The 20,620-nt window shown below is 62.1% G+C and carries 22 protein-coding genes; 16 read left to right on the top strand and 6 right to left on the bottom strand.

What is annotated here, in order from left to right; translation table 11 throughout:
- Positions 1-7: 7 nt before the first annotated feature.
- The 6 genes from ACP6KB_RS09905 to ACP6KB_RS09880 all read left to right on the top strand — a co-directional run bounded on the left by ACP6KB_RS09905 (position 8) and on the right by ACP6KB_RS09880 (position 4,362).
- The gene (locus ACP6KB_RS09905) at positions 8-310 is read left to right on the top strand and encodes a transposase (protein ID WP_442107852.1); all 303 of its coding nucleotides are present in this window, start codon (positions 8-10) and stop codon (positions 308-310) included.
- The gene (locus tag ACP6KB_RS09900) at positions 307-1,143 is read left to right on the top strand and encodes an IS3 family transposase (RefSeq protein ID WP_442107850.1); all 837 of its coding nucleotides are present in this window, start codon (positions 307-309) and stop codon (positions 1,141-1,143) included. The genes ACP6KB_RS09905 and ACP6KB_RS09900 overlap by 4 nt, the downstream gene beginning before the upstream one ends.
- 135 nt (positions 1,144-1,278) lie before the next feature.
- Positions 1,279-1,839: a hypothetical protein gene (locus tag ACP6KB_RS09895; protein ID WP_442113545.1), complete on the top strand. Its 561-nt coding sequence runs from the start codon at positions 1,279-1,281 to the stop codon at positions 1,837-1,839.
- Complete coding sequence (locus ACP6KB_RS09890; RefSeq protein ID WP_442113544.1) at positions 1,836-2,750, top strand: hypothetical protein; 915 nt, start codon at positions 1,836-1,838, stop codon at positions 2,748-2,750. Before ACP6KB_RS09895 ends, ACP6KB_RS09890 begins: the two co-directional genes overlap by 4 nt.
- A 182-nt stretch (positions 2,751-2,932) precedes the next feature.
- On the top strand, positions 2,933-3,445 hold the full coding sequence (locus ACP6KB_RS09885) for a hypothetical protein (RefSeq protein WP_442113543.1): 513 nt from the start codon (positions 2,933-2,935) through the stop codon (positions 3,443-3,445).
- Positions 3,442-4,362: a hypothetical protein gene (locus ACP6KB_RS09880; RefSeq protein WP_442113542.1), complete on the top strand. Its 921-nt coding sequence runs from the start codon at positions 3,442-3,444 to the stop codon at positions 4,360-4,362. Before ACP6KB_RS09885 ends, ACP6KB_RS09880 begins: the two co-directional genes overlap by 4 nt.
- Before the next feature lie 250 nt (positions 4,363-4,612).
- On the opposite strand, the gene ACP6KB_RS09875 is transcribed toward ACP6KB_RS09880, so the two are convergent.
- The 6 genes from ACP6KB_RS09875 to paaN form a co-directional block, all read right to left on the bottom strand.
- Complete coding sequence (locus ACP6KB_RS09875) at positions 4,613-6,100, bottom strand: aldehyde dehydrogenase family protein (protein ID WP_442113541.1); 1,488 nt, start codon at positions 6,098-6,100, stop codon at positions 4,613-4,615.
- Positions 6,101-6,137: 37 nt separating this feature from the next.
- Complete coding sequence (locus ACP6KB_RS09870; protein WP_442113540.1) at positions 6,138-6,536, bottom strand: c-type cytochrome; 399 nt, start codon at positions 6,534-6,536, stop codon at positions 6,138-6,140.
- Positions 6,537-6,867: 331 nt separating this feature from the next.
- Positions 6,868-7,785: a transcriptional regulator FeaR gene (gene feaR, locus ACP6KB_RS09865; protein ID WP_442113539.1), complete on the bottom strand. Its 918-nt coding sequence runs from the start codon at positions 7,783-7,785 to the stop codon at positions 6,868-6,870.
- Positions 7,786-7,885: 100 nt separating this feature from the next.
- Entirely contained in the window at positions 7,886-8,809 is a 924-nt protein-coding gene (gene paaX, locus ACP6KB_RS09860) for a phenylacetic acid degradation operon negative regulatory protein PaaX (protein ID WP_442114286.1), read from the bottom strand.
- 83 nt (positions 8,810-8,892) lie between these two features.
- A complete protein-coding gene (paaY, locus tag ACP6KB_RS09855; RefSeq protein ID WP_442113538.1) occupies positions 8,893-9,489 on the bottom strand; it encodes a phenylacetic acid degradation protein PaaY in 597 nt (198 codons plus the stop codon).
- 10 nt (positions 9,490-9,499) lie between these two features.
- The gene (gene paaN, locus ACP6KB_RS09850; protein WP_442113537.1) at positions 9,500-11,185 is read right to left on the bottom strand and encodes a phenylacetic acid degradation protein PaaN; all 1,686 of its coding nucleotides are present in this window, start codon (positions 11,183-11,185) and stop codon (positions 9,500-9,502) included.
- A 402-nt stretch (positions 11,186-11,587) separates the two neighbouring features.
- Between paaN and paaF the strand changes: the two genes are divergently transcribed.
- The 10 genes from paaF (at position 11,588) to paaD (ending at position 20,599) form a co-directional block, all read left to right on the top strand.
- The gene (gene paaF, locus ACP6KB_RS09845; protein WP_442113536.1) at positions 11,588-12,361 is read left to right on the top strand and encodes a 2,3-dehydroadipyl-CoA hydratase PaaF; all 774 of its coding nucleotides are present in this window, start codon (positions 11,588-11,590) and stop codon (positions 12,359-12,361) included.
- A gap of 43 nt (positions 12,362-12,404) precedes the next feature.
- Positions 12,405-13,196 carry a 2-(1,2-epoxy-1,2-dihydrophenyl)acetyl-CoA isomerase PaaG gene (paaG, locus tag ACP6KB_RS09840; RefSeq protein ID WP_442113535.1) on the top strand — a complete coding sequence of 264 codons (792 nt, stop codon included), beginning with the start codon at positions 12,405-12,407 and terminating at the stop codon, positions 13,194-13,196.
- 3 nt (positions 13,197-13,199) lie between these two features.
- The gene (gene paaH, locus ACP6KB_RS09835; RefSeq protein ID WP_442113534.1) at positions 13,200-14,717 is read left to right on the top strand and encodes a 3-hydroxyacyl-CoA dehydrogenase PaaH; all 1,518 of its coding nucleotides are present in this window, start codon (positions 13,200-13,202) and stop codon (positions 14,715-14,717) included.
- Positions 14,710-15,159, top strand: a complete 450-nt coding sequence (gene paaI, locus ACP6KB_RS09830) for a hydroxyphenylacetyl-CoA thioesterase PaaI (protein ID WP_442113533.1) — start codon at positions 14,710-14,712, stop codon at positions 15,157-15,159. The genes paaH and paaI overlap by 8 nt, the downstream gene beginning before the upstream one ends.
- A complete protein-coding gene (gene pcaF, locus ACP6KB_RS09825) occupies positions 15,152-16,357 on the top strand; it encodes a 3-oxoadipyl-CoA thiolase (RefSeq protein ID WP_442113532.1) in 1,206 nt (401 codons plus the stop codon). Before paaI ends, pcaF begins: the two co-directional genes overlap by 8 nt.
- 85 nt (positions 16,358-16,442) lie before the next feature.
- Positions 16,443-17,750, top strand: coding sequence for a phenylacetate--CoA ligase PaaK (gene paaK, locus ACP6KB_RS09820; RefSeq protein ID WP_442113531.1), 1,308 nt, complete (start codon positions 16,443-16,445; stop codon positions 17,748-17,750).
- 249 nt (positions 17,751-17,999) lie between these two features.
- A complete protein-coding gene (paaA, locus tag ACP6KB_RS09815) occupies positions 18,000-18,998 on the top strand; it encodes a 1,2-phenylacetyl-CoA epoxidase subunit PaaA (protein WP_442113530.1) in 999 nt (332 codons plus the stop codon).
- 27 nt (positions 18,999-19,025) lie between these two features.
- The gene (paaB, locus tag ACP6KB_RS09810; protein ID WP_133216060.1) at positions 19,026-19,307 is read left to right on the top strand and encodes a 1,2-phenylacetyl-CoA epoxidase subunit PaaB; all 282 of its coding nucleotides are present in this window, start codon (positions 19,026-19,028) and stop codon (positions 19,305-19,307) included.
- Positions 19,308-19,317: 10 nt separating this feature from the next.
- Complete coding sequence (paaC, locus tag ACP6KB_RS09805; RefSeq protein WP_442113529.1) at positions 19,318-20,079, top strand: 1,2-phenylacetyl-CoA epoxidase subunit PaaC; 762 nt, start codon at positions 19,318-19,320, stop codon at positions 20,077-20,079.
- Positions 20,066-20,599, top strand: coding sequence for a 1,2-phenylacetyl-CoA epoxidase subunit PaaD (gene paaD, locus ACP6KB_RS09800; RefSeq protein WP_442113528.1), 534 nt, complete (start codon positions 20,066-20,068; stop codon positions 20,597-20,599). Before paaC ends, paaD begins: the two co-directional genes overlap by 14 nt.
- Positions 20,600-20,620: the final 21 nt, after the last annotated feature.

The following is a 20,620-nucleotide window of genomic DNA, read 5'->3' as shown; positions in this document are numbered from 1 at the left end:
TTTGGATATGCGTAATTCTTACTCGAGTGACTTCAAGCTACAGGCGGCCAGCATGGTGCTGGACGAAGGCCAATCAGTTCCACAGGTCTGTGCCAGTTTAGGCATTGGCCCTACAGCGTTGCGTCGTTGGGTCGATCAACTGCGCCAGGAGCGTCAAGGCTTAACCCCTGTGGGTGCCAAGGCAATAACGGCAGACCAGCAGGAAATCCAACGGCTCAAAGCCCTGCTCAAGCAGAAAGACCGGGATATCGAAATCCTAAAAAAGGCCAGCGCTCTCCTGCTTTTGGACGCCAAAGATCACTCGCGTTGATCGATGAGCTGGGTGAGCAATACGGCGTTAATGAGTGTTGTCGGGTGCTTGGGGTCAGCCGCAGCAGTTTCTACTGCTGGCGCCAGCGTAAGGACCGGCGTTACCCCGGACGGGAAAAACTCAAGGCCCAGTTGATCAGACATCATCGTGAGTCGAGAGGGGCGGCAGGTTCGCGCACCTTGGCCAAGATGCTGCAAGCCAGTGGACACCCAGTCGGCCGCTTCAAGGCGCGCCGCCTGATGCAAGAAGCTGGGATCAGCAGCCGTCAACGCAGACGCCACAAATACAAATCTTCAGGCGTTGAAGCCCTGACCGCACCGCACGAGCTCAAACGGCAATTCGATGTGCGGGCGACAAATGAGGTCTGGTGCGGAGATGTAACGTACATCAAGGCTGGTAAGCGCTGGCTGTACTTCGCGGCTGTCTTGGACTTGTTTGCACGGCGGATTGTCGGCTGGTCGTTCTCGATGATCTCGGATGCTGAACTGACCTGCGCGGCCTTACGCATGGCAACCGAGCTGCGCGGACGCCCCAAGGGTGTGCTATTTCACTCTGACCAAGGCTGTCAGTACACCAGCCACAAGTTCAGAAATGAGCTGCGCGAGCATGGGCACCGGCAGAGCATGAGCCGTAAAGGCGAGTGCTGGGACAACGCCCCGATGGAGCGGTTTTTTGGAAGCCTGAAATCTGAGTGGGTACCCGAAGATGGCTACGACTCGGAGCATGAGGCCCGAATGGATGTGCAGCGCTTTATCACCCGCTACAACACCACTAGGCCTCACAGCTACAACGGATACCGGTCGCCGGTCGAGGCAGAGAAGCTGGCGGCGTAAACCTTAACGGGTGTCCAGGATTACTTGACCAGTTCAGCTTGCCCCGCGATAGCGGCTCTTCAGTCACATCGCATCGCGGGTCAAGCCCGCTCCCACCGTGGGGACAAGCGCCATGACGATAGCGTTCAAGTCAGCATGAAGAGCCACTTGGACATGGGCTTTCACTCTAGTCCCTTGGGGTTGGGCGGCGAAAGCACCATCGACTCCCTGACCATCGACTTGCCCGGGGCCGAGCCCGGTAGCGCCTACCTGCGGCTGAGCCTGATGGGGGATCCTTGGGATAGCCAGCTCTCCGATTACTTGACCAAACACCGCCCGCCCAGCGAACACCGAGAGGCCAGGCCTTGGCGGAACATGACACCGCACTGGTTGCCCAGCAGCACCTGTAGCTGGATACCGGCCAAAGACGGCCAAGGCTTGCGCCTCAGTGGTCCCTTCAACACCGAATGGGGTGTCCTGGGATCGAAACCGCGCACCGTCTCCCTGCGTCTGTGGTACCGCAACCCCCTAACCGCACTGCTGGGCGCCGGAACCTTTATCGGCGGTGAGCGGGGCGTGGCCTTCACCCTGAATGACCACTCAGGCGTCGTTGCCCTGCGCAACGACCCGACTCCAGAACTGGACCAGATGCCGAAATTCGAGCTCGGCGCAGGCCTCCCCGGTGCCCATTACCTGCAACCCAAGGACAACACATGAGTACGCCACCAGCAGGTACCACGAAAAAACGCTTGTTTTCGCGCAATGACTATTTGGCCCCGCTGCCCATTCCTACCGGCGAAAAGCCCTGTGACATGCTCAACACCATTTGGCGCAAGAACAAGGCATATATCGATATTGGCAACTACAGCATCGGTTCGGCAGTGATGGTGCTATGGCCAATGGTGATGCTGTTTGCACTGATGTACTACATCACACCTGACCCTCTAATGCTGGGGGGGGCAATTATCATCGTTGGAGTTCCCACCTTGTTTTTGATCCAGGGCCTGTGCCGCGAAACGCCTTTACCCGTGCGTTTCAATCGGCAACGCCGTGAAGTGTGCGTACAGCTGGCGGATGGCGAGTACTGGATCGTCCCTTGGGAAAGCGTGACGGCAGCAGCGACGCAACATTCGTCGGTGAGTCAAGCAGGTAGAAACACAATGGGTTTATTGGTCATCGGTTTTGAAAACCCCGACCCGCAGGCCAAAGACGATCACAAACATTTTTCAATGGGCTTCAGCTGTGGCGGTGGTACCGACGCCATGGCGCTATGGGAGTGTATCCGCAGCTACATGGAAATAGGACCAGATGCAGTACCTGACAGCCGAGTAGGTATTGCACCCTACGAAGAAACGCAGATCGGTTCGATCATCACCGATTTACGCAAGGGGAATCTGCTGCAGGTTATGTGGGGAATATTCTGTATTACGATGCTGGGGACATACCTCGCGGAAAAACTACAGTACTTAAAGTTGTCGCATCCGCCTGATCTGACCCACCCCGCCATCATCGAATGGTCCAAACCACTGCCGCCCGAACAGTGGGCCAAGCGCTCCCCTGAATTGGAAATCGCCATCGCCAAGCGTGAGGCTGAATTGGCTGCGCGGACGGCACAGAAACAAACCTGATGCAGCCTTCAGTGTGCCCCGGCGGAAACAATAGCGAAACGGAAAACCTGGCTCGGTGGGAGCGGGCTTGCCCCTCGATAGCGGCTCTTCAGTCACATCGCATCGCGGGTCAAGCCCGCTCCCACCGTGGGGACAAGCGCCATGACGATTGCGTTCAAGTCAGCATAAAGGGTCACTTGGACATGGGCTTTTACCCTAGTCCCTTGGGGTTGGGCGGCGAAAGCACCATCGATTCCCTGACCATCGACTTGCCCGGGGCCGAGCCCGGTAGCGCCTACCTGCGGCTGAGCCTGATGGGGGATCCATGGGATAGCCAGCTCTCCGATTACTTGACCAAACACCGCCCGCCCAGCGAACACCGAGAGGCCAAGCCTTGGCGGAACATGACACCGCACTGGTTGCCCAGCAGCACCTGTAGCTGGATACCGGCCAAAGACGGCGAAGGCTTGCGCCTCAGTGGTCCTTTCAACACCGAATGGGGTGTCCTGGGATCAAAACCGCGCACCCTATCCCTGCGTCTGTGGTACCGCACCCCCCTAACCGCACTGCTGGGTGCCGGAACCTTTATCGGCGGTGAGCGGGGCGTGGCCTTTACCCTGAACGACCCGACTCCAGAACTGGACCAGATGCCGAAATTCGAGCTCGGCGCAGGCCTTCCCGGTGCCCATTACCTGCAACCCAAGGACAACACATGAGTACGCCACCAGCAGGTACGACGAAAAAACGTTTATTTTCGCGCAATGACTATTTGGCCCCGCTGCCTATTCCTACGGGCAGAAAACCTTCTGATGTGCTCAACATCATTTGGCGCAAGAACGAGGTATTTCTTGATATCAGCAATTACAACATCGGTTCGGCAGTAATGGTGCTATGGCCAATGGTGATGCTGTTTTTGGGGCTGGCCTATTTCTTCAACGACCCTGACGCGCTGATTTTGGGGGCTTGTATTACTGGTATTCCTACTTTTCTTTTGATCCAGGGTCTGTGCCGCGAAACGCCTTTACCAATGCGTTTCAATCGACAACGCCGCGAAGTGTGCATACCGCAGGCGGATGGCGAGTACTGGATTGTCCCCTGGGAGAGCGTGACAGCAGCGGCGACGCAACATTCGTCGGTCAGTCAGGGGGGTAAAGTCACGATGGGCTTATTGGTCATCGGCTTTGAGAACCCCGACCCGCAGGCCAAGGACGAACACAAACATTATTCAATGGGCTTCAACTGTGGTGGCGGCACCACCGCCATGGCGTTGTGGGAGTGCATCCGCAGTTACATGGAAGTTGGACCGGACGCCGTTGAAGATCTGACTGCACGCTTCGACAGATCTAAAGGTATATGGGGGACGTACCTGGACGACCTCGTCAAGGCTGCAAAGTTAAGGGGCTGGTTCATCACCCTGATTTGGGAAGGTTTCTGCGGGATTTTCATTTTCAACACGCTACTTATAGACGTTATTGAGCGCTGGAAACTGAACCCGCCTCCAAGCCTGACCTACCCCGCCATCATCGAGTGGTCCAAACCACTGCCGCCCGAACAGTGGGCCAAGCGCTCCCCCGAATTGGAAATCGCCATCGCCGAGCGTGAGGCTGAATTGGCTGCACAGAAACAAACCTGATGCAGCTTTCAAATAGCGAAACGGAAAACCTGGCACGGTGGGAGCGGGCTTGCCCCGCGATTGCGGCTATTCAGTCACATCGCATCGCGGGTCAAGCCCGCTCCCACCGGTAGGGCCAGCACAGCCACCCCTCCAAATGGATAAGCCCACAGCCCTCAACGCCAAAACCAACCCTTCCCCCCGACAATCCGTGAAAAGCCCCGCAAAAAAAAGGCAGGCCCAAGGCCTGCCGCAAAAGAGCATTCAACAATCAGTGCGCGATGCACACCGATTTAATTTCGGTATAAGCCTCAACCACACTGCGGCCAAACTCACGCCCCATACCCGACTGTTTGACCCCACCAAACGGCATGTTCGGGTCGAGCAGCACATGGGCGTTGACCCAGACGGTACCGGCTTCGATACGCGGCACCAGGTTCATCGCCTTGGTCAGGTCGTTGGTCCACAGGCTGGCCGCCAGGCCGTATTCGCTGTCGTTGGCCATGGCAATGGCCTGTTCCTCGTCATCGAACGGAATCACCGAGAGCACCGGACCGAACACTTCAGCACGAGACACCGCCATGCTGTGGTCAACATCGGCAAGCACGGTAGGCTGTACATAGAAGCCGGCACTGTCGACCAGCTCGCCACCGGCAACCACGCGCGCACCTTCTTGTTTGGCGGTTTCGATGTGCTTGAGCACGCTCTGCTGCTGCTTGCGCGAGACCAGTGGGTTAACCACCGCAGTAGTGTCCATGCCAGCACCGATCGGCATGCCGGACACCGCCGCCGCCAGACCGGCCACGAAGTCGTCGTAACGCGAGCGGTGCACGTAGAAACGCGAAGCAGCCGCGCACACCTGGCCGTTGTTGAGTAGGCCACCCAGCAGCGCACCTTGCACGGCTTTGTCGATATCGGCATCGGCCAGAATGATCATCGGGTTCTTGCCACCCAGCTCCAGAGCAAAGCGGGTCATGTTCTGCACGGCAACGCCGCCGACGATCTTGCCCACCGCGGTGGAACCGGTGAACGACACCTTGTCGATGTTCTTGTGTGAGGCCAGTGCCTGGCCGACGTTGCCTGCACCGGTCACCAGGTTGAACACACCAGCAGGCACACCGGCCTCAATGGCCAGCTCGACCAGGCGCAGGGCCGTCAGCGGGGTTTCCGGCGACGGCTTGATCACCACCGTGCAGCCGGTGGCCAGCGCGGGCATGAGCTTCCAGGTGGTGATCATCAGCGGGAAGTTCCACGGCACGATACCGGCAACCACTCCCACCGGCTCGCGGCGGGCAAAGGCGGTGTAGCGTGCGCCTTCGGGCAGCGGGATGGAGACGTCGAGGGTCTGCCCTTCGATCTTGGTGGCCCAGCCGGACATGTAGCGCATGAACTCAACGGTAGCGTTGACATCCAGCATCCGCGCCATGTTGATCGATTTGCCTTGGCACAGGGTTTCCAGTTGCGCCAGTTCTTCGCCGTGTTCTTCGACCAGGGCGGTGAAGCGCAGCAGAATGCGCTCGCGATCAGCCGGGCGCAGCCCCGACCAGACTCGTGTTTCGTGCGCCTTGCGTGCCGACTGCACCGCACGGTCGACCAGCTCGGCGCTGGCGTCAGCCACTTGGGCGATGGTTTCGCCGGTTGCCGGGTTCAGTACCGGCGAGCTGCTGCCTTCAGGCACCACCCACTGACCATCGATGAAGCACCCGTGCCGACGCTGCAGAAACGCCGCGACCTGCGGCAGTACATCAACCTTGCTCATACTCATTCCTCATCATTCATTGAACCGATCCGACCGATCACTTCTGGGTCAGGAAGCAGGCAACTGCGGCGCTTTCGTCAGCGGAAGCCATGCCCATGTAAGGCATGTAGGTACCTGGCACGTAGGCCTGTGGCTGGGTGATGAAGGCTTGAAGGGTTTCGGCTTTCCACGCGACGGCCTTGTCTTTCATCGCCTGCGAGTAGCTGAAACCGGGGAAAGTGCCCGAGGTGCGGCCTGCCACACCATGGAGGTTGACCCCCATCATGCCGGTCACGCCTTCCTTGACCGCATGGCACACCGAGCAGTCCCTGGCGAACAGTTTGCTGCCGGTTTCCACGGCGGCAGGCACACAGGCCGCAGCCTGCACCTGAGCCACCTGGAACAGCGCTAGCACGGTAAAGCCAGCCAGGCACTGGCGAATCTTGTTGTTATGCATGGAACTGAAACCTCTGACCTGAGCATCCACATTGCCCGCTGAGTCTCCTGCCACGGGGAAGCCTGCGACCGCTCAAGGCGGATCGTTGGCTTTTGACATGTCGATTTAAACCGGAGTGGTCAATGAAGGTTTTTTTCTGCCTGCCAGTCGTATTGGTTGTACTGCCAACACGACTGGCAACTCATTGGCTGGGGTGGCCGTACCGGCCCGGTGGGAGCGGGCTTGCCCCGCGATCTGGCGCGATACAGCAAATCGCGGGGCAAGCCCGCTCCCACCGTGCCGGATGCAGGTGTGTAGTGCACTTCAGGGCGGAGATGGGGCAGCCCGTGAATCAGTGCTGGTAACGCTTGCGGTACTCGCCCGGCGCTACGCCAAAGCGGGCTTTGAAGGCGGTAGAGAAGTAGCTGGCGTCAGAGAAACCCCAGGCATACCCCAAGGCAGAGAGCTTCTGCTCCGCTCCACCATGACGCAGGGACTCGGCACAGAAGTCCAGGCGGCGGTTCTTGATGTACTGCGCCACCACCAGGCCCTTTTTCGAGAACATCCGGTACAAGCCGCGCACCGACACGCCAACCTCTCGCGCCAACAGTTCCGGGCACAGCTCCTCATTGCGGATGTGTTCATCGATGAAGGCAATGGTTTTGCGAAACAGCCGCTCATGCACGTCCGGATCCGCTTCGGTGCTGCCAATCACCGGGCGCAACAGGCTGATGATCGCCTCCAGGGTCGCTTCGCTTTCCTGCAGGCTGAGGCTGTCGTGGCGGGTGGCTTCCAGCACCAGACGGTTGGCCAGCAAGGCGATGGGCGAACGGGCATCGATGCGCTGTGCGCAGCGAATGTTGCTGAAACGCTGACTGTGCTCGACCAGGTGCCGCGGCAGGATCAACGACAATTGGCGGGAGTTGTCACTGTAAGTGAAGTCGCTGGGCAAGGTCGCGTCGATCAGGGTGATGTCGCCAGGCGACAGCATGACGCGGTTGCCGCCCTGCTCCATGACCGCCTGGCCCTGCAACTGAAACGCGGCGAAAAAGTGCCGGTTCTCGCTTTGCTCGACCTCGCGCCCGGTGCGATAGAGGCGGGCCTGAGTAACATCGACGAAACTGGCCTTGAGCGCACCGGCCTTGTGCTCCTTTACCGAGCCGGCAAAGTCAGGCCCCAGGGTCTGGGCGCAGAAACGGCCGCAGGCCTGATTGATGTTCTGCAGCCATTCATCAAAACGGTCTGCCCTGAGTGCATTTGCAGTCATCATGATGTTACAGGCCTCACTGATATTTTTATTATTTGCCGGGCGCCCATTCTGGCGCGCCCAGATTATTGCATTTTCACGTGATTCTTACACAACCAGTTGTCTATTTAAGCCCACCGAAGCGCCGATAGAAACTTTCTCCGACCTCCGGTAGCGGGCCGTCGGCGGTTTCCAGCGCGCTGCTCAGGTGCTCTTCGCCTTTGACACACACCAGACGGTAGATATTGCGGCACAGTTGCCGCGCCGCACGCCCTTCCCAGTCGCCGGGCAACAGTTCGTCAGGCAACTGTGGATCACGCAACAGCAGCTTGCGGTATTCATGAATGAGCAAGGTTCGGGCCAGGAAGCAGTCCATCGGCTGCAAGCTGTCCTGCTCGCGCAGCGCCTGCCACAAGGGCCGGAACAGCTGGATGAACTCGCTGTACTGCGCCGCCAGCGCTTCGATGTTCCAGCTCTCGCGCACCTGCATGCGCAGGGCCTTTGAGGCCAGTACATCCTGGGCGGCAGTTTCGAACAGGATGGTGTCTTCCAGTACGTCCAGGTCTTGCAGGGTCGCGGTGACATCGACGCGGTCGCAGCGCGGACAGGCGAGCATTACCGGTGAAATTGCACCAAAACCTTGCCACTCCAGTTCTTCGCGCACTTGTTTGCGCTTGTCTTGCGGCAGTTGCGTCAGCAGTGCCAGGGTCCAGGAACCATCCCAGGCCGGCAGTGCGGAACTGTAAACCCGCTTGAACGCCTTCTCGAAACGCCGCCGACCGGTGCCGGTGAGGCTGTAATAGCTGCGCCGGCCAACCTTCTCGGCGCTCAACCAGCCTTCTTTGGTCAGGCGAAAAATCGAGGTACGAATCAGCCGCTCGTTGATACCGATGGGCTCGAGCAACTGGATCAGGCTACCGAGCCATACCGTGCCGCCGTGCGGTTCGATGGCATCACCGTAGAGGGTGATGATCAGCGAACTGGCACGCAGCGGGGTCTGCTGTTGGAAACGGGTAATCAACTGATTGAGGGGCGCAAGAGACGTCATGACAAGACCGGGCATGGAGTTGCTGCGAAATATACCCCCTGAGCGCCAGGCCTGGCCATCGGCGCTGGCCTTCAGCGCTCGGCTCATTGCCCGGCCCCCTTGGGTCGCAAGGTGCTGGCACTGATCCGCGGACGGCCCGCTTCAACCTCTGGCAACGGCTCGCAAGCCACCAGCCCCTGCGCACAGCGCTGGGCCAGACGCTGGTATTCCTCAGTACCCGCGAGCTTCCAGGCCACCTCCTCGTCGCTGAGGCGTCGCTTGACCGCCGCCGGCGAGCCGAGCACCAGCGACTGCGCGTCGCAGGTGAAGCCGGCTTTGACGAAGGTGGTGGCGGCCACGAACGAGCGCGCGCCGATCTGCGCGTTATCCATGACCACCGCGTTCATCCCGACCAGCACATCGTCACCGATGCGGCAGCCATGCAGTACCGCGCCATGGCCGATATGACCGTTGCGCCCCACCACCGTGTCGCTTTCGGGAAAACCGTGCATCACGCAGGTGTCCTGAATATTGGCGCCCTCTTCCAGAACAATGCGCCCGAAGTCACCGCGCAGGCTGGCCAACGGGCCAACGTAGCAACCAGGACCAATAATCACGTCACCAATCAGCACCGCCGAGGGGTGCACATAGGCGCTGGGATGGACCACCGGGGTCAGGCCGTCAAGGCTATAGCAAGTCATGACAATGCACTCATTGGGCCGCGTGACGGCGGCTCTGGACGATAACGAAACGGCGGCTGACGAACGCGCCATCGCTGATCGAAGCATTGGCCGCCGGGTTGCCACCGGTGGCATGGAAGTCGCTGAAGGCCGCCGACTGGTTGACCAACACACCGCCGTCAAGGTTTACCGACAGCGCCACGGCAACGTCCTGCGCCAGTGTTTCGGCCTCGGCGAGGAAGCCTTCGTCGGTGGAGTACACGCCCAGGGTCATGGCGCCCTGGCTGGCGATCACTTCGCGGGCCAGTTGCAAGCTGTGCGCGCTGTCGTCGGTGGCGATGATGAAGGCGATCGGGCCGAAGCGCTCTTGTGAATAGGCATCGCGCTGCGCCGCATCAACTTTCAGCAGCAGCGGCGTGTGCACCCGCGCAGCCGGGAATTGCGGATGCTCGCGCACTTCGCTGTCGAGCACTACCTCGCCGAGCGCGCGGCAACTGTCGATACGCGCAGCAGTCGCCTCAGACTGGATAGCGCCGAGGACCGCACAGGCGCGGTCATTGTCGGCGAGAAAGCCTGTGATCGCTGCCGCCAAGGCCTCGGCCACTTGCGCGAAGCTCAGCTGTTCATCGCCATTGCGGATGCCGCCGCGCGGCACATAAATAGCCTGCGGGGTGGTGCACATCTGCCCGGAATACAGGCTGAGGGAGAACGCCAGGTTCTTGGCCACGGCCTTGAAGTTGGCGGTGCTGTCGATGATCACCGTGTTGATCCCGGCCTTCTCGGTGAAGACCTGGGCCTGCAGCGCGTTGCGCTCAAGCCACTCACCGAAGGCATTGGCGCCGGTGAAGTCGACCAGCTTGACCCGCGGATCCAGCGCCAACTGCTGTGCCACAGGCGCTTGCGGGGTATCGACCACCAGGCTGACCAGCGCCGGGTCGAAGCCCAGCTCGGCGAGCACCTCTTGTGCCACGTTGACGCTCATCGCCACCGGCAGGATTGCTGCCGGGTGCGCCTTGACCAGCACCGGGTTGCCGGTGGCCAGGCTGGCGAAAAGGCCCGGGTAGGTGTTCCAGGTCGGGAAGGTCGAACAGGCGACCACCAGCGACAGGCCACGCGGCACGATGTGCCAGCGCTTGTCCAATTGCAGCGGATCGAGTTTGCCCTGCGGCTTGACCCACTGCGCCGCCTGCGGCACCTCGGCCATCGCCCGCCAGGCATAGGCTACGGCCTCCAGGCCACGGTCCTGGGCATGCGCGCCACCGGCCTGGAAGGCCATCATGAACGCCTGACCAGTGGTGTGCATCACCGCATGGGCCAGGGTCGGGCTCAGGGTATTGAGGCGCTGGAGGATCTCCAGGCACGCGCCAACCCGCGCCTGCGGGCCAGCATCGCGCCAGGCCGGCAGCGCCTGCTGCTGACGCGCCAGCAACTGCTCGGCGTCGTACTGGGCGTAGCGCACCCCAAGGTCAAAGCCATAGGGCGAACGCTCGCCGCCAACCTCACTCACCGCCGCCGGGCCGTGCAAGGCGAACGGTCGATTGAGCAAGGCCTCGAATGCCGCCTGTGCACCTTCGACGGCTGCAGCAGGATAGTGCTTGAGCTGTTCGCTGTACGGCGACCAGTAGCCGCGCTCGGCAATTGCCTGCAGCGCGCGGTCGAGCGTCTCGCGGTGGTGGTCGAACAGTTCCAGCGCGGCATGGGTAGCAGTGGACGACATGAGTCAATTCCTCGAAAAACACACGACAAGGGCGAAAAGCTACAGAAAGCGATACGCGTAATTTGTTTTTCTGTATCACAACGCTTTTTTTGCTAGATGTAAAGAAATCTTGTATCGGAATTTTGCATCAAGTCGATGAATCCGCCTAAAACCCGGAAAAAAGCCTGCTAGAACGCCACTTTAGCAAGGCGTCGAGCACCTCTCCTACCCACCACGGCATGCCATGACAGCGCACAATAAGACACGCTATTGATATTTTTGGTTGTTGTTTTGTATCGCTTTGTGCGTATACTCGAAAAAATGCAGCCTGGCAGGCGCCCCCGACGGCGCTGCGCCAACGCGCTGCGACACCCAATAACGAGCCGGCTAACCAAGCCGTGCGTGCAGCCTGAGGAGCGTTCGATGCCTCGCACCCTTGCCGTCCTTGCCCCTGAAGCGGGCGTCCGCCTGATCACCCTGCAGCGCCCGGAAGCGCTGAACGCCCTGAACACCGAGCTGCTCGGTGAACTGGCGCTGGAGTTGGAACAGGCCGAACGCGATCCCGAGACCCGCGCCGTGGTCATCACCGGCAGTCGCAAAGCCTTCGCCGCTGGTGCCGACATTAAGGAAATGGCCGAACGCGACCTGGTCGGCATCCTCAATGACCCGCGCGTTGCCCACTGGCAGCGCATCGCCGCTTTCTCCAAGCCGCTGATCGCTGCGGTCAACGGCTTCTGCCTGGGCGGTGGCTGCGAGCTGGCGATGCACGCCGACATCCTTATCGCCGGTGAAGATGCGCGTTTCGGCCAGCCGGAAATCAACCTCGGCATCATGCCCGGCGCTGGCGGCACCCAACGTTTGCTGCGCGCAGTCGGCAAGTCGCTGGCCATGCAAATGGTGCTCACCGGCGAGGCCATCGATGCGCGCTTTGCCCAGCGTGCCGGCCTGATCAGCGAAGTGACCCAACCTGAATTCACGGTTGACCGTGCTATCGCCATCGCCCGGGTGATTGCCCAGAAGGCACCGTTGGCCGTGCGCCTGGCCAAGGAAGCGCTGCTCAAGGCACAGGACACTGACCTGGCCAGCGGCCTGCGCTTCGAGCGCCACGCTTTCACCGTGCTGGCCGGCACTGCCGACCGCAACGAAGGCATCGCCGCCTTCCAGGCCAAGCGCCGCCCCGAATTCACCGGCCAGTAAGCCTGGCCGCCCCTTCCCTGGTTATCCCTAGAGCGCCCCAGCCATGAATTTCCAGCACATTCTGTTTGCCATCGAGGACGGCGTTGCCAGCCTGAGCCTCAACCGCCCGGAACAACTCAATAGCTTCAACACGCTGATGCACACTGAAGTGCGCGAAGCGCTCAAACAGGTGCGGCACAATCCTGAGGTGCGTGTGCTGCTGCTGACCGGCGAAGGCCGTGGCTTCTGTGCCGGCCAGGACCTCAGCGACCGTAATGTCGCCCCGGGTGCCGACGCACCAGACCTCGGTCAATCCATCGAGCAGTTCTACAACCCGCTGATCCGTGCCCTGCGTGATTTGCCAATGCCGGTAATCTGCGCGGTCAACGGCGTTGCCGCTGGCGCCGGTGCCAACATTCCGCTGGCCTGCGACCTGGTACTGGCCGCACGCTCGGCAAGCTTTATCCAGGCCTTCTGCAAGATTGGCCTGATCCCTGATTCCGGTGGAACCTGGACCCTGCCACGCCTGGTCGGCAACGCCCGCGCCAAAGCGCTGATGATGCTCGGCGAGCGCCTGAGCGCCGAACAGGCCGAGCAATGGGGGTTGATCTACCGAGTGGTGGACGATGCCGAACTGCGCGCTGAAGCACTCAAGCTCGCGCGCCATCTGGCCACCCAGCCAACCTACGGCCTGGCGCTGATCAAGCGCAGCCTGAACGCCAGCCTGAGCAACAGCTTCGATGAGCAGCTCGACCTTGAGCGCGACCTGCAGCGCCTGGCCGGACGCAGCGAAGACTACCGCGAAGGTGTCAGCGCATTCATGGCCAAACGCACCCCCACCTTCAAGGGACGCTAAGTCATGAGCGCACTCAACCTCAGTACCGTCGTCGCGGTGATCGGTGCCGGCGCCATGGGCGCGGGCATCGCTCAAGTGGCAGCGCAGGCCGGGCACCCGGTAAAACTGCATGACGCCCGCCCCGGCGCCGCCGCCCAGGCCATCGACGGCATCGACCGCCAGCTCGGCAAGCTGGTAGAGAAAGGCAAACTCAGTGCCGAGGCGCGCGCCGCCACCGTGGCCCGTCTGCAGCCGGCCGACGCGATCGAGGCACTGGCCGACGCCGGTCTGGTGATCGAGGCGATCGTCGAGAACCTTGAGGTCAAGCGTGGCCTGCTGCGCCAGCTGGAGGCGCTGTGCAGCGCCGAGTGCATCTTTGCCAGCAACACCTCGTCACTGTCGATCACCAGCCTGGCGGCGGGCCTTGCCCACCCCGAGCGGGTCATCGGCATGCACTTCTTCAACCCGGCGCCGCTGATGGCGCTGGTCGAGATCGTTTCTGGCCTGGCCACGCCACGGGCACTGGCCGAGCGCCTGTACGCTACCGCGCGCGCCTGGGGCAAACAGCCGGTGCACACCAAATCCACCCCGGGCTTCATCGTTAACCGCGTGGCCCGGCCGTTCTATGCCGAAAGCCTGCGCCTGCTGCAGGAAGGTGCCGCCGACTGCGCGACCCTCGATGCCCTGCTGCGTGACGCTGGCGGCTTTCGCATGGGCGCCTTCGAACTGACCGACCTGATCGGTCATGACGTCAACTACGCGGTGACCTGTTCGGTATTCGCAGCCTATTACGGCGACTTCCGCTTCCAGCCCTCGCTGATCCAGAAGGAGCTGGTGGACGCCGGTCGTCTCGGTCGCAAGAGTGGTCATGGCTTCTATAACTACGCCGAAGGCGCCGAGCGTCCGCAGCCAGTCGAACTGAGCAGCAGCGCTGCGGTAAACAGCCTGGTAGTAGAAGGCAGCCTGGGTGTCGCCGAGGCGCTGATCCAACGCCTGCAGGACGCAGGCGTCAGCGTGGTTCGCCGTGACGGCTGCGGCCTCTTGCGAGTTGGCGATGCCGTGCTGGCGCTGTCTGACGGACGCCTGGCCAGCCAGCGTGCTCAGGATGACGGCTTGCGCAACCTGGTACTGATCGACCTGGCGCTGGACTATGCCAAGGCCAGCCGCCTGGCCATCGCCTGCGCCGCCGACACGTCCGACAACGCCCGCGACCAAGCCGTGGCCTTGCTGCAGCGCGCGGGCCTCAAGGTCAGTCAGCTCGCCGACCTGCCCGGCCTGGCCGTGCTGCGCAGCGTAGCCATGCTCGCCAACGAAGGCGCTGATGCCGTACTGCAAGGCGTCGGCAGTGCCGCCGACATCGACCTGGCGATGCGCGCCGGGGTCAATTATCCCCAGGGGCCACTGGCCTGGGCCGACAGCATCGGCCTGTCCGGCGTGCTGCGCACCCTGGAAAACCTGCAAGCCAGCTACGGCGAAGAGCGCTATCGCCCTTCCCTGCTGCTGCGCCGCCTGGTCGCCGAAGGGAGACGCTTCCATGACTAATCACCAAGCCTTGGACCTCGCCACCCGCTGCGCCGAAACCATGTTTGAGCGCGATACCGCCAGCCAACGCCTGGGTATCCGCCTGCTGTCGGTAGCCCCCGGCCAGACCACACTGGGCATGAGCGTGCGCGAAGACATGATTCAAGGCCATGGCACCTGCCACGGCGGCTACCTGTTTGCCCTCGCCGATTCGGCGTTTGCCTTCGCCTGCAACAGTTACAACGACGCCTGCGTGGCCATCGGCTGCAGCATCGATTACGTCGCCCCGGCGCAGTTGGGCGACACCCTCACCGCGTACGCCCGCGAACTGAGCCGCAGCGGGCGCACCGGCAACTACGACGTACGCATTGAAAACCAGCGCGGCCAGTTGATCGCCCTGTTCCGTGGCAAGTCCTACAAAGTGCGCGGCACCGTGCTGGCACAGGAGACCGTAAATGAATGATGCTCTGATCATCGACGCCATCCGTACCCCGATCGGCCGATACGCTGGCGCCCTGTCCAGCGTGCGTGCCGATGACCTCGGTGCGGTTCCGCTCAAGGCCCTGCAGCAGCGCCACCCGCAGCTGGACTGGAGCGCCATCGACGACGTGATCTACGGCTGCGCCAACCAGGCCGGTGAAGACAACCGCAACGTTGCGCACATGGCCTCGCTGCTGGCCGGCCTGCCCATCAGCGTGCCGGGCACCACCCTCAACCGCCTGTGCGGTTCCGGTCTGGACGCCATCGGCAGCGCCGCCCGTGCCATCCGCTGTGGCGAAGCCGGGCTGATGATCGCGGGCGGGGTTGAATCGATGTCGCGCGCGCCGTTCGTCATGGGCAAGTCCGAACAAGCCTTCGGCCGTAGCGCAGAGATTTTTGATACCACCATTGGCTGGCGCTTCGTCAACCCGCTGATGCAGGAGCAATTCGGCATCGACTCGATGCCCGAGACCGCAGAGAATGTCGCCGCCCACTTCAATGTCTCGCGTGCCGACCAGGATGCCTTCGCCCTGCGCAGTCAGCAAAAGGCCGCCGCCGCGCAAGCCAACGGCCGCCTGGCCAAGGAAATCGTGGCGGTAGAAATCCCTCAGCGCAAAGGCCCGGCCAAACGTGTCGAGCACGACGAACACCCACGCGGCGACACCACCCTGGAGCAACTGGCCAGGCTTGGTACGCCGTTCCGCCAGGGCGGCAGCGTCACCGCAGGCAATGCCTCGGGGGTCAACGATGGCGCCTGCGCGCTCCTGCTGGCCAGCCCGCAAGCCGCCGCCCGCCATGGCCTCAAGGCCCGTGGCCGGGTGGTGGCGATGGCCACTGCCGGCGTCGAGCCGCGGCTGATGGGCATCGGCCCGGTGCCGGCCACGCGCAAGGTACTGGAACTGGCCGGCCTGAGCCTGGCCGATATGGACGTCATCGAACTCAACGAAGCCTTCGCCGCCCAGGGACTGGCGGTATTGCGTGAACTCGGCCTGGCCGACGACGACGCGCGGGTCAACCCGAACGGCGGCGCCATCGCCCTCGGTCACCCGCTGGGCATGAGCGGCGCGCGCCTGGTCACCACCGCGCTGCACGAACTGGAAGAACGCCAAGGCCGTTATGCACTGTGCACCATGTGCATCGGCGTTGGTCAAGGGATTGCACTGATTATCGAGCGGCTCTGACACTTCAGCCACCTGGGGTTATTCTGCTCATCAGCACTCAAAGGCCTGCGTGCGGGCCCTGCACAAAAACAATTCGAGTGAAGCCATGAATATGCTTATCAACACGTCCCTGCTTGATCCGATGGAAACTGCGAGCATCGATCAATTGCGCCAGCACCAGCTCGATCGCCTGCGCTGGAGCCTCAAGCACGCCTATGAGAATGTACCGCTGTACAAGCAGCGCTTCGACAGCCTGGGCCTGCACCCGGACGACCTGAAGTCGCTGGAAGACCTCGCCAAGTTCCCCTTCACCGGCAAGAACGACCTGCGCGACAACTACCCGTACGGCATGTTCGCCGTGCCAATGGAAGAAGTCGTGCGCCTGCATGCCTCCAGCGGCACTACCGGCAAACCGACAGTGGTCGGTTACACCCAGAATGACATCAACACCTGGGCCAACGTCGTCGCCCGTTCGATCCGCGCCGCCGGCGGCCGCCGTGGCGACAAGGTGCAGATTTCCTACGGCTACGGCCTATTCACCGGTGGCCTGGGCGCGCACTACGGTGCCGAGCGCCTGGGTTGCACGGTAATTCCGATGTCGGGCGGCCAGACCGAGAAGCAGGTCCAGCTGATCCGTGATTTCCAGCCGGACATCATCATGGTCACCCCGTCGTACATGCTCAACATCGCCGACGAGATCGAGCGCCAGGGCCTCGACCCGCACAAACTGGCGCTGCGCCTGGGCATCTTCGGCGCCGAACCCTGGACCGCCGAGCTGCGCCGGGCCGTTGAAGAGCGCATGGGCATCACTGCCCTGGACATCTACGGCCTGTCGGAAATCATGGGCCCGGGCGTGGCCATGGAATGCGCCGAGAGCAAAGACGGCCCGACCGTCTGGGAAGACCATTTCTACCCGGAAATCATCGACCCGGTCACCGGCGCGGTACTGCCCGACGGCGAATACGGCGAGCTGGTGTTCACCTCGCTGAGCAAAGAAGCGCTGCCGATGATCCGCTACCGCACCCGCGACCTCACCCGCCTGCTGCCGGGCACGGCACGGCCGATGCGCCGGATCGACAAGATCACCGGACGCAGCGACGACATGCTGATCATCCGCGGAGTCAACGTGTTCCCGACGCAGATCGAGGAGCAGGTACTTAAAATAAAACAGCTTTCAGAGAACTACGAGATACATCTGTATCGCAATGGCAACCTCGACGGCATGGACGTCCACGTTGAGCTCAAGCATGACCTGCAAGGCCTGGATGCCGACCAGCAAAAGCTGATTGGCAATGAACTGAGCAAGCAGATCAAGACCTACATCGGTATCAGCGCGCGCGTGCTGATCCAGCCTTGCCATAGCCTGAAGCGCTCGGAAGGCAAGGCCTGCCACGTCTACGACAAACGCGCCTGAGCTCGACCCACTCCTCTTTCAGCCCCGCCTCGGCGGGGCTTTTTTTTTGCCCGGTGGGAGCGGGCTTGCCCCGCGATGCGGTGTGCCTGACAAACCGCGATCGCGGGGCAAGCCCGCTCCCACCGGCGATGTGATACAAAAATATTATGCGACACACAATTTTTTGTTTGATATTTGTTTTTGTATCATTTAAAAATACAGCCATGGCCAAGGCCTCCCGACAAACCTATAAAAGGCTGGAGACACAGCATGTACGCACAACTGGTTGAGACCGGCGTTAAGCGGGTCAAAGCGCTGGATGAGATGTCGCCCGAGGAGCGCGCCTTCCAAGAGAAGATCGACGCCGAGATCAAGATCGAAGCGAAGAACTGGATGCCCGACGCCTACCGGCAGACGCTGATCCGCCAGATCTCCCAGCACGCTCACTCGGAAATCGTCGGCATGCTGCCGGAAGGTAACTGGGTCACTCGCGCGCCAACCCTCAAGCGCAAGCTGCAGCTGATGGCCAAGATCCAGGACGAAGCCGGCCACGGCCTGTACCTGTACAGCGCAATGGAAACCCTCGGCGCCGACCGCGACGAAGAAATCGCCAAGCTGCACAGCGGCAAAGCCAAATATTCGAGCATCTTCAACTACCCAACCCTGAGCTGGGCCGACATGGGTGCGGTGGGCTGGCTGGTCGACGGCGCGGCAATCGTCAACCAGGTGGTGCTGCAGCGCACCTCCTACGGCCCCTACTCGCGGGCGATGATCCGTATCTGCAAGGAAGAGAGCTTTCACCAGCGCCAGGGCTACCAACTGCTGCTGACCATGATGCAAGAAGGCACCCAGGCGCAGAAGGACATGGTCCAGGACGCAATCAACCGCCTGTGGTGGCCAGCGCTGATGATGTTCGGCCCCAGCGACGAACACTCGCCTAACAGCGCCCAGTCGATGGCCTGGAAAATCAAACGCCAGGGCAACGATGAGCTGCGCCAGCGTTTCGTCGACCAGACCATTCCGCAACTGGAACTGCTGGGCTGCACCGCGCCAGACCCGGACCTGAAGTGGAACGAAGAACGCGGTCATTACGACTTCGGCGCCATCCAGTGGGAAGAATTCTACGAAGTGCTCAAAGGCAACGGCCCGTGCAACGCCGAACGCGTCGCCACCCGCCGCAAGGCCATCGAGGACGGTGCCTGGGTGCGCGAAGCCGCTGTCGCCCACGCCCGCAAAAAACAACAACAAGCCAAGCGCGACGCCGCTTGAACCGCCCCTGATCTGGAGAGTCCCGCCATGTCCGAATGGACCCTGTTCGAAGTGTTCGTGCGCAGCAAGCACGGCCTCAATCACAAGCACGTCGGCAGCGTACATGCTGCTGACCCGGCGATGGCCATCGAAAACGCGCGCGAGCTGTACACCCGCCGCAACGAAGGTGTGAGCCTGTGGGTGGTGCCGTCGGCGCTGATCACCGCCTCGTCGCCAGACGAAAAAGACCCGCTGTTCGTACCGTCGGAAGACAAGGTCTACCGCCACGCCAGCTTCTACGAGCTGCCGGCTGAAGTCGGGCACATGTGAGGCCATAGCCATGAACCAACACGATGACCTCATTCAATACCTGCTGCGCCTTGGCGACAGCGCCCTGATCCAGGGCCAGCGCCTGTGCGAATGGTGCGGCAAAGCCCCGGCACTGGAAGAAGAACTGGCGCTGATGAACGTCGGCCTCGACCTGGTCGGCCAGGCGCGCAACTGGCTGGACTACGCCGCCGAGCTGCTGGCTGACGGCCGCGACGCCGACGATCTGGCATACCGCCGTGACGAGCGCGCTTACCGCAACCTGCTGCTGGTCGAACAACCCAACGGCGACTACGCGGTCACCATCGTCAAACAGTTCCTCTACGACGCCTGGCATTTCCAGGTGCTGCACGCCCTGAGCAGCTCCAGCGATGAACGCATCGCCGGTATCGCCGCCAAGGCCCTGAAGGAAGTCACCTACCACCTGCGCCGCTCCGGCGAGTGGGTCGAGCGCCTGGGTGATGGCACCGAAGAAAGCCACAAGCGCATGCTGGCGGCCATCGACCAGGTATGGCGTTTCAGCGTCGAGCTGGTCAACGGCGACGACGTCGAGCAACGCCTGGCCGAGGCCGGTGTCGCGGCAGCAGCAGACGAGGTTGCCAGTGCCTGGCGCGCCAAGGTCGCCGATGTGTTCGCCCGTGCCACCCTGCCGGTACCGCCAGCGGCCAGTTACTTCTACCTGAGCGGCCGTCGTGGCCTGCACAGCGAACACCTCGGCATCCTCCTGGCTGAGATGCAGTTCCTGCCGCGAGCTTATCCCGATGCAACCTGGTGATCTGATTACCAGCGACCGCGGCGCGCGCCCGCTCCAGGCCAACGACCTGGCGCAGGCCTGGGCCGTGCTCGACGCGGTGATGGACCCGGAAGTGCCGGTGGTCAGCGTGGTCGAGCTCGGCATCGTCCGCGGCCTCGACTGGCAAGGCGGCCACCTGCATGTGGTGGTCACACCGACCTACTCCGGCTGCCCGGCCACCGAGGTGATCGAGCAAGACATCGCCACAGCGCTGGAACAAGCGGGCTTCGCCGCACCGCAACTGGAGCGCCGGCTGACCCCGGCGTGGACCACCGACTGGATCAGCGACAGCGGCCGCGAGCGCCTGCGCGCCTACGGCATCGCCCCGCCGGCCGGCAGCGCCAGCAAGCGCAGCCTGCTGGGTGAACGCTATGAAGTGTGCTGCCCGCAATGCGGCAGCGCACACACCGAACGCCTCAGCGAATTCGGCTCCACCGCCTGCAAGGCGCTGTACCGCTGCATCGAGTGCCGTGAGCCTTTTGACTACTTCAAGTGCATCTGAGCAGCGTGCTGCCGGAGACAA

Origin of the sequence: Pseudomonas sp. NUPR-001, assembly GCF_052147955.1 — a bacterium.
GTDB lineage: Bacteria > Pseudomonadota > Gammaproteobacteria > Pseudomonadales > Pseudomonadaceae > Aquipseudomonas.
Note: the sequence above shows the minus strand (reverse complement) of the source record. Positions and strands in the feature narration are given on the sequence as shown.

Coding starts and splice junctions, on each gene's coding strand:
- feaR (WP_442113539.1), bottom strand. CDS start 7,785: ATGATGACTGCAAATGCACTCAGGGCAGACCGTTTTGATGAATGGCTG.
- ACP6KB_RS09885 (WP_442113543.1), top strand. CDS start 2,933: ATGGGCTTTTACCCTAGTCCCTTGGGGTTGGGCGGCGAAAGCACCATC.
- pcaF (WP_442113532.1), top strand. CDS start 15,152: ATGAATGATGCTCTGATCATCGACGCCATCCGTACCCCGATCGGCCGA.
- paaN (WP_442113537.1), bottom strand. CDS start 11,185: ATGTCGTCCACTGCTACCCATGCCGCGCTGGAACTGTTCGACCACCAC.
- paaC (WP_442113529.1), top strand. CDS start 19,318: ATGAACCAACACGATGACCTCATTCAATACCTGCTGCGCCTTGGCGAC.
- ACP6KB_RS09870 (WP_442113540.1), bottom strand. CDS start 6,536: ATGCATAACAACAAGATTCGCCAGTGCCTGGCTGGCTTTACCGTGCTA.
- paaK (WP_442113531.1), top strand. CDS start 16,443: ATGAATATGCTTATCAACACGTCCCTGCTTGATCCGATGGAAACTGCG.
- ACP6KB_RS09880 (WP_442113542.1), top strand. CDS start 3,442: ATGAGTACGCCACCAGCAGGTACGACGAAAAAACGTTTATTTTCGCGC.
- paaG (WP_442113535.1), top strand. CDS start 12,405: ATGAATTTCCAGCACATTCTGTTTGCCATCGAGGACGGCGTTGCCAGC.
- paaY (WP_442113538.1), bottom strand. CDS start 9,489: ATGACTTGCTATAGCCTTGACGGCCTGACCCCGGTGGTCCATCCCAGC.
- paaX (WP_442114286.1), bottom strand. CDS start 8,809: ATGACGTCTCTTGCGCCCCTCAATCAGTTGATTACCCGTTTCCAACAG.
- paaB (WP_133216060.1), top strand. CDS start 19,026: ATGTCCGAATGGACCCTGTTCGAAGTGTTCGTGCGCAGCAAGCACGGC.
- paaA (WP_442113530.1), top strand. CDS start 18,000: ATGTACGCACAACTGGTTGAGACCGGCGTTAAGCGGGTCAAAGCGCTG.
- paaF (WP_442113536.1), top strand. CDS start 11,588: ATGCCTCGCACCCTTGCCGTCCTTGCCCCTGAAGCGGGCGTCCGCCTG.
- ACP6KB_RS09895 (WP_442113545.1), top strand. CDS start 1,279: ATGAAGAGCCACTTGGACATGGGCTTTCACTCTAGTCCCTTGGGGTTG.
- paaD (WP_442113528.1), top strand. CDS start 20,066: ATGCAACCTGGTGATCTGATTACCAGCGACCGCGGCGCGCGCCCGCTC.
- paaI (WP_442113533.1), top strand. CDS start 14,710: ATGACTAATCACCAAGCCTTGGACCTCGCCACCCGCTGCGCCGAAACC.
- paaH (WP_442113534.1), top strand. CDS start 13,200: ATGAGCGCACTCAACCTCAGTACCGTCGTCGCGGTGATCGGTGCCGGC.
- ACP6KB_RS09905 (WP_442107852.1), top strand. CDS start 8: ATGCGTAATTCTTACTCGAGTGACTTCAAGCTACAGGCGGCCAGCATG.
- ACP6KB_RS09875 (WP_442113541.1), bottom strand. CDS start 6,100: ATGAGCAAGGTTGATGTACTGCCGCAGGTCGCGGCGTTTCTGCAGCGT.
- ACP6KB_RS09890 (WP_442113544.1), top strand. CDS start 1,836: ATGAGTACGCCACCAGCAGGTACCACGAAAAAACGCTTGTTTTCGCGC.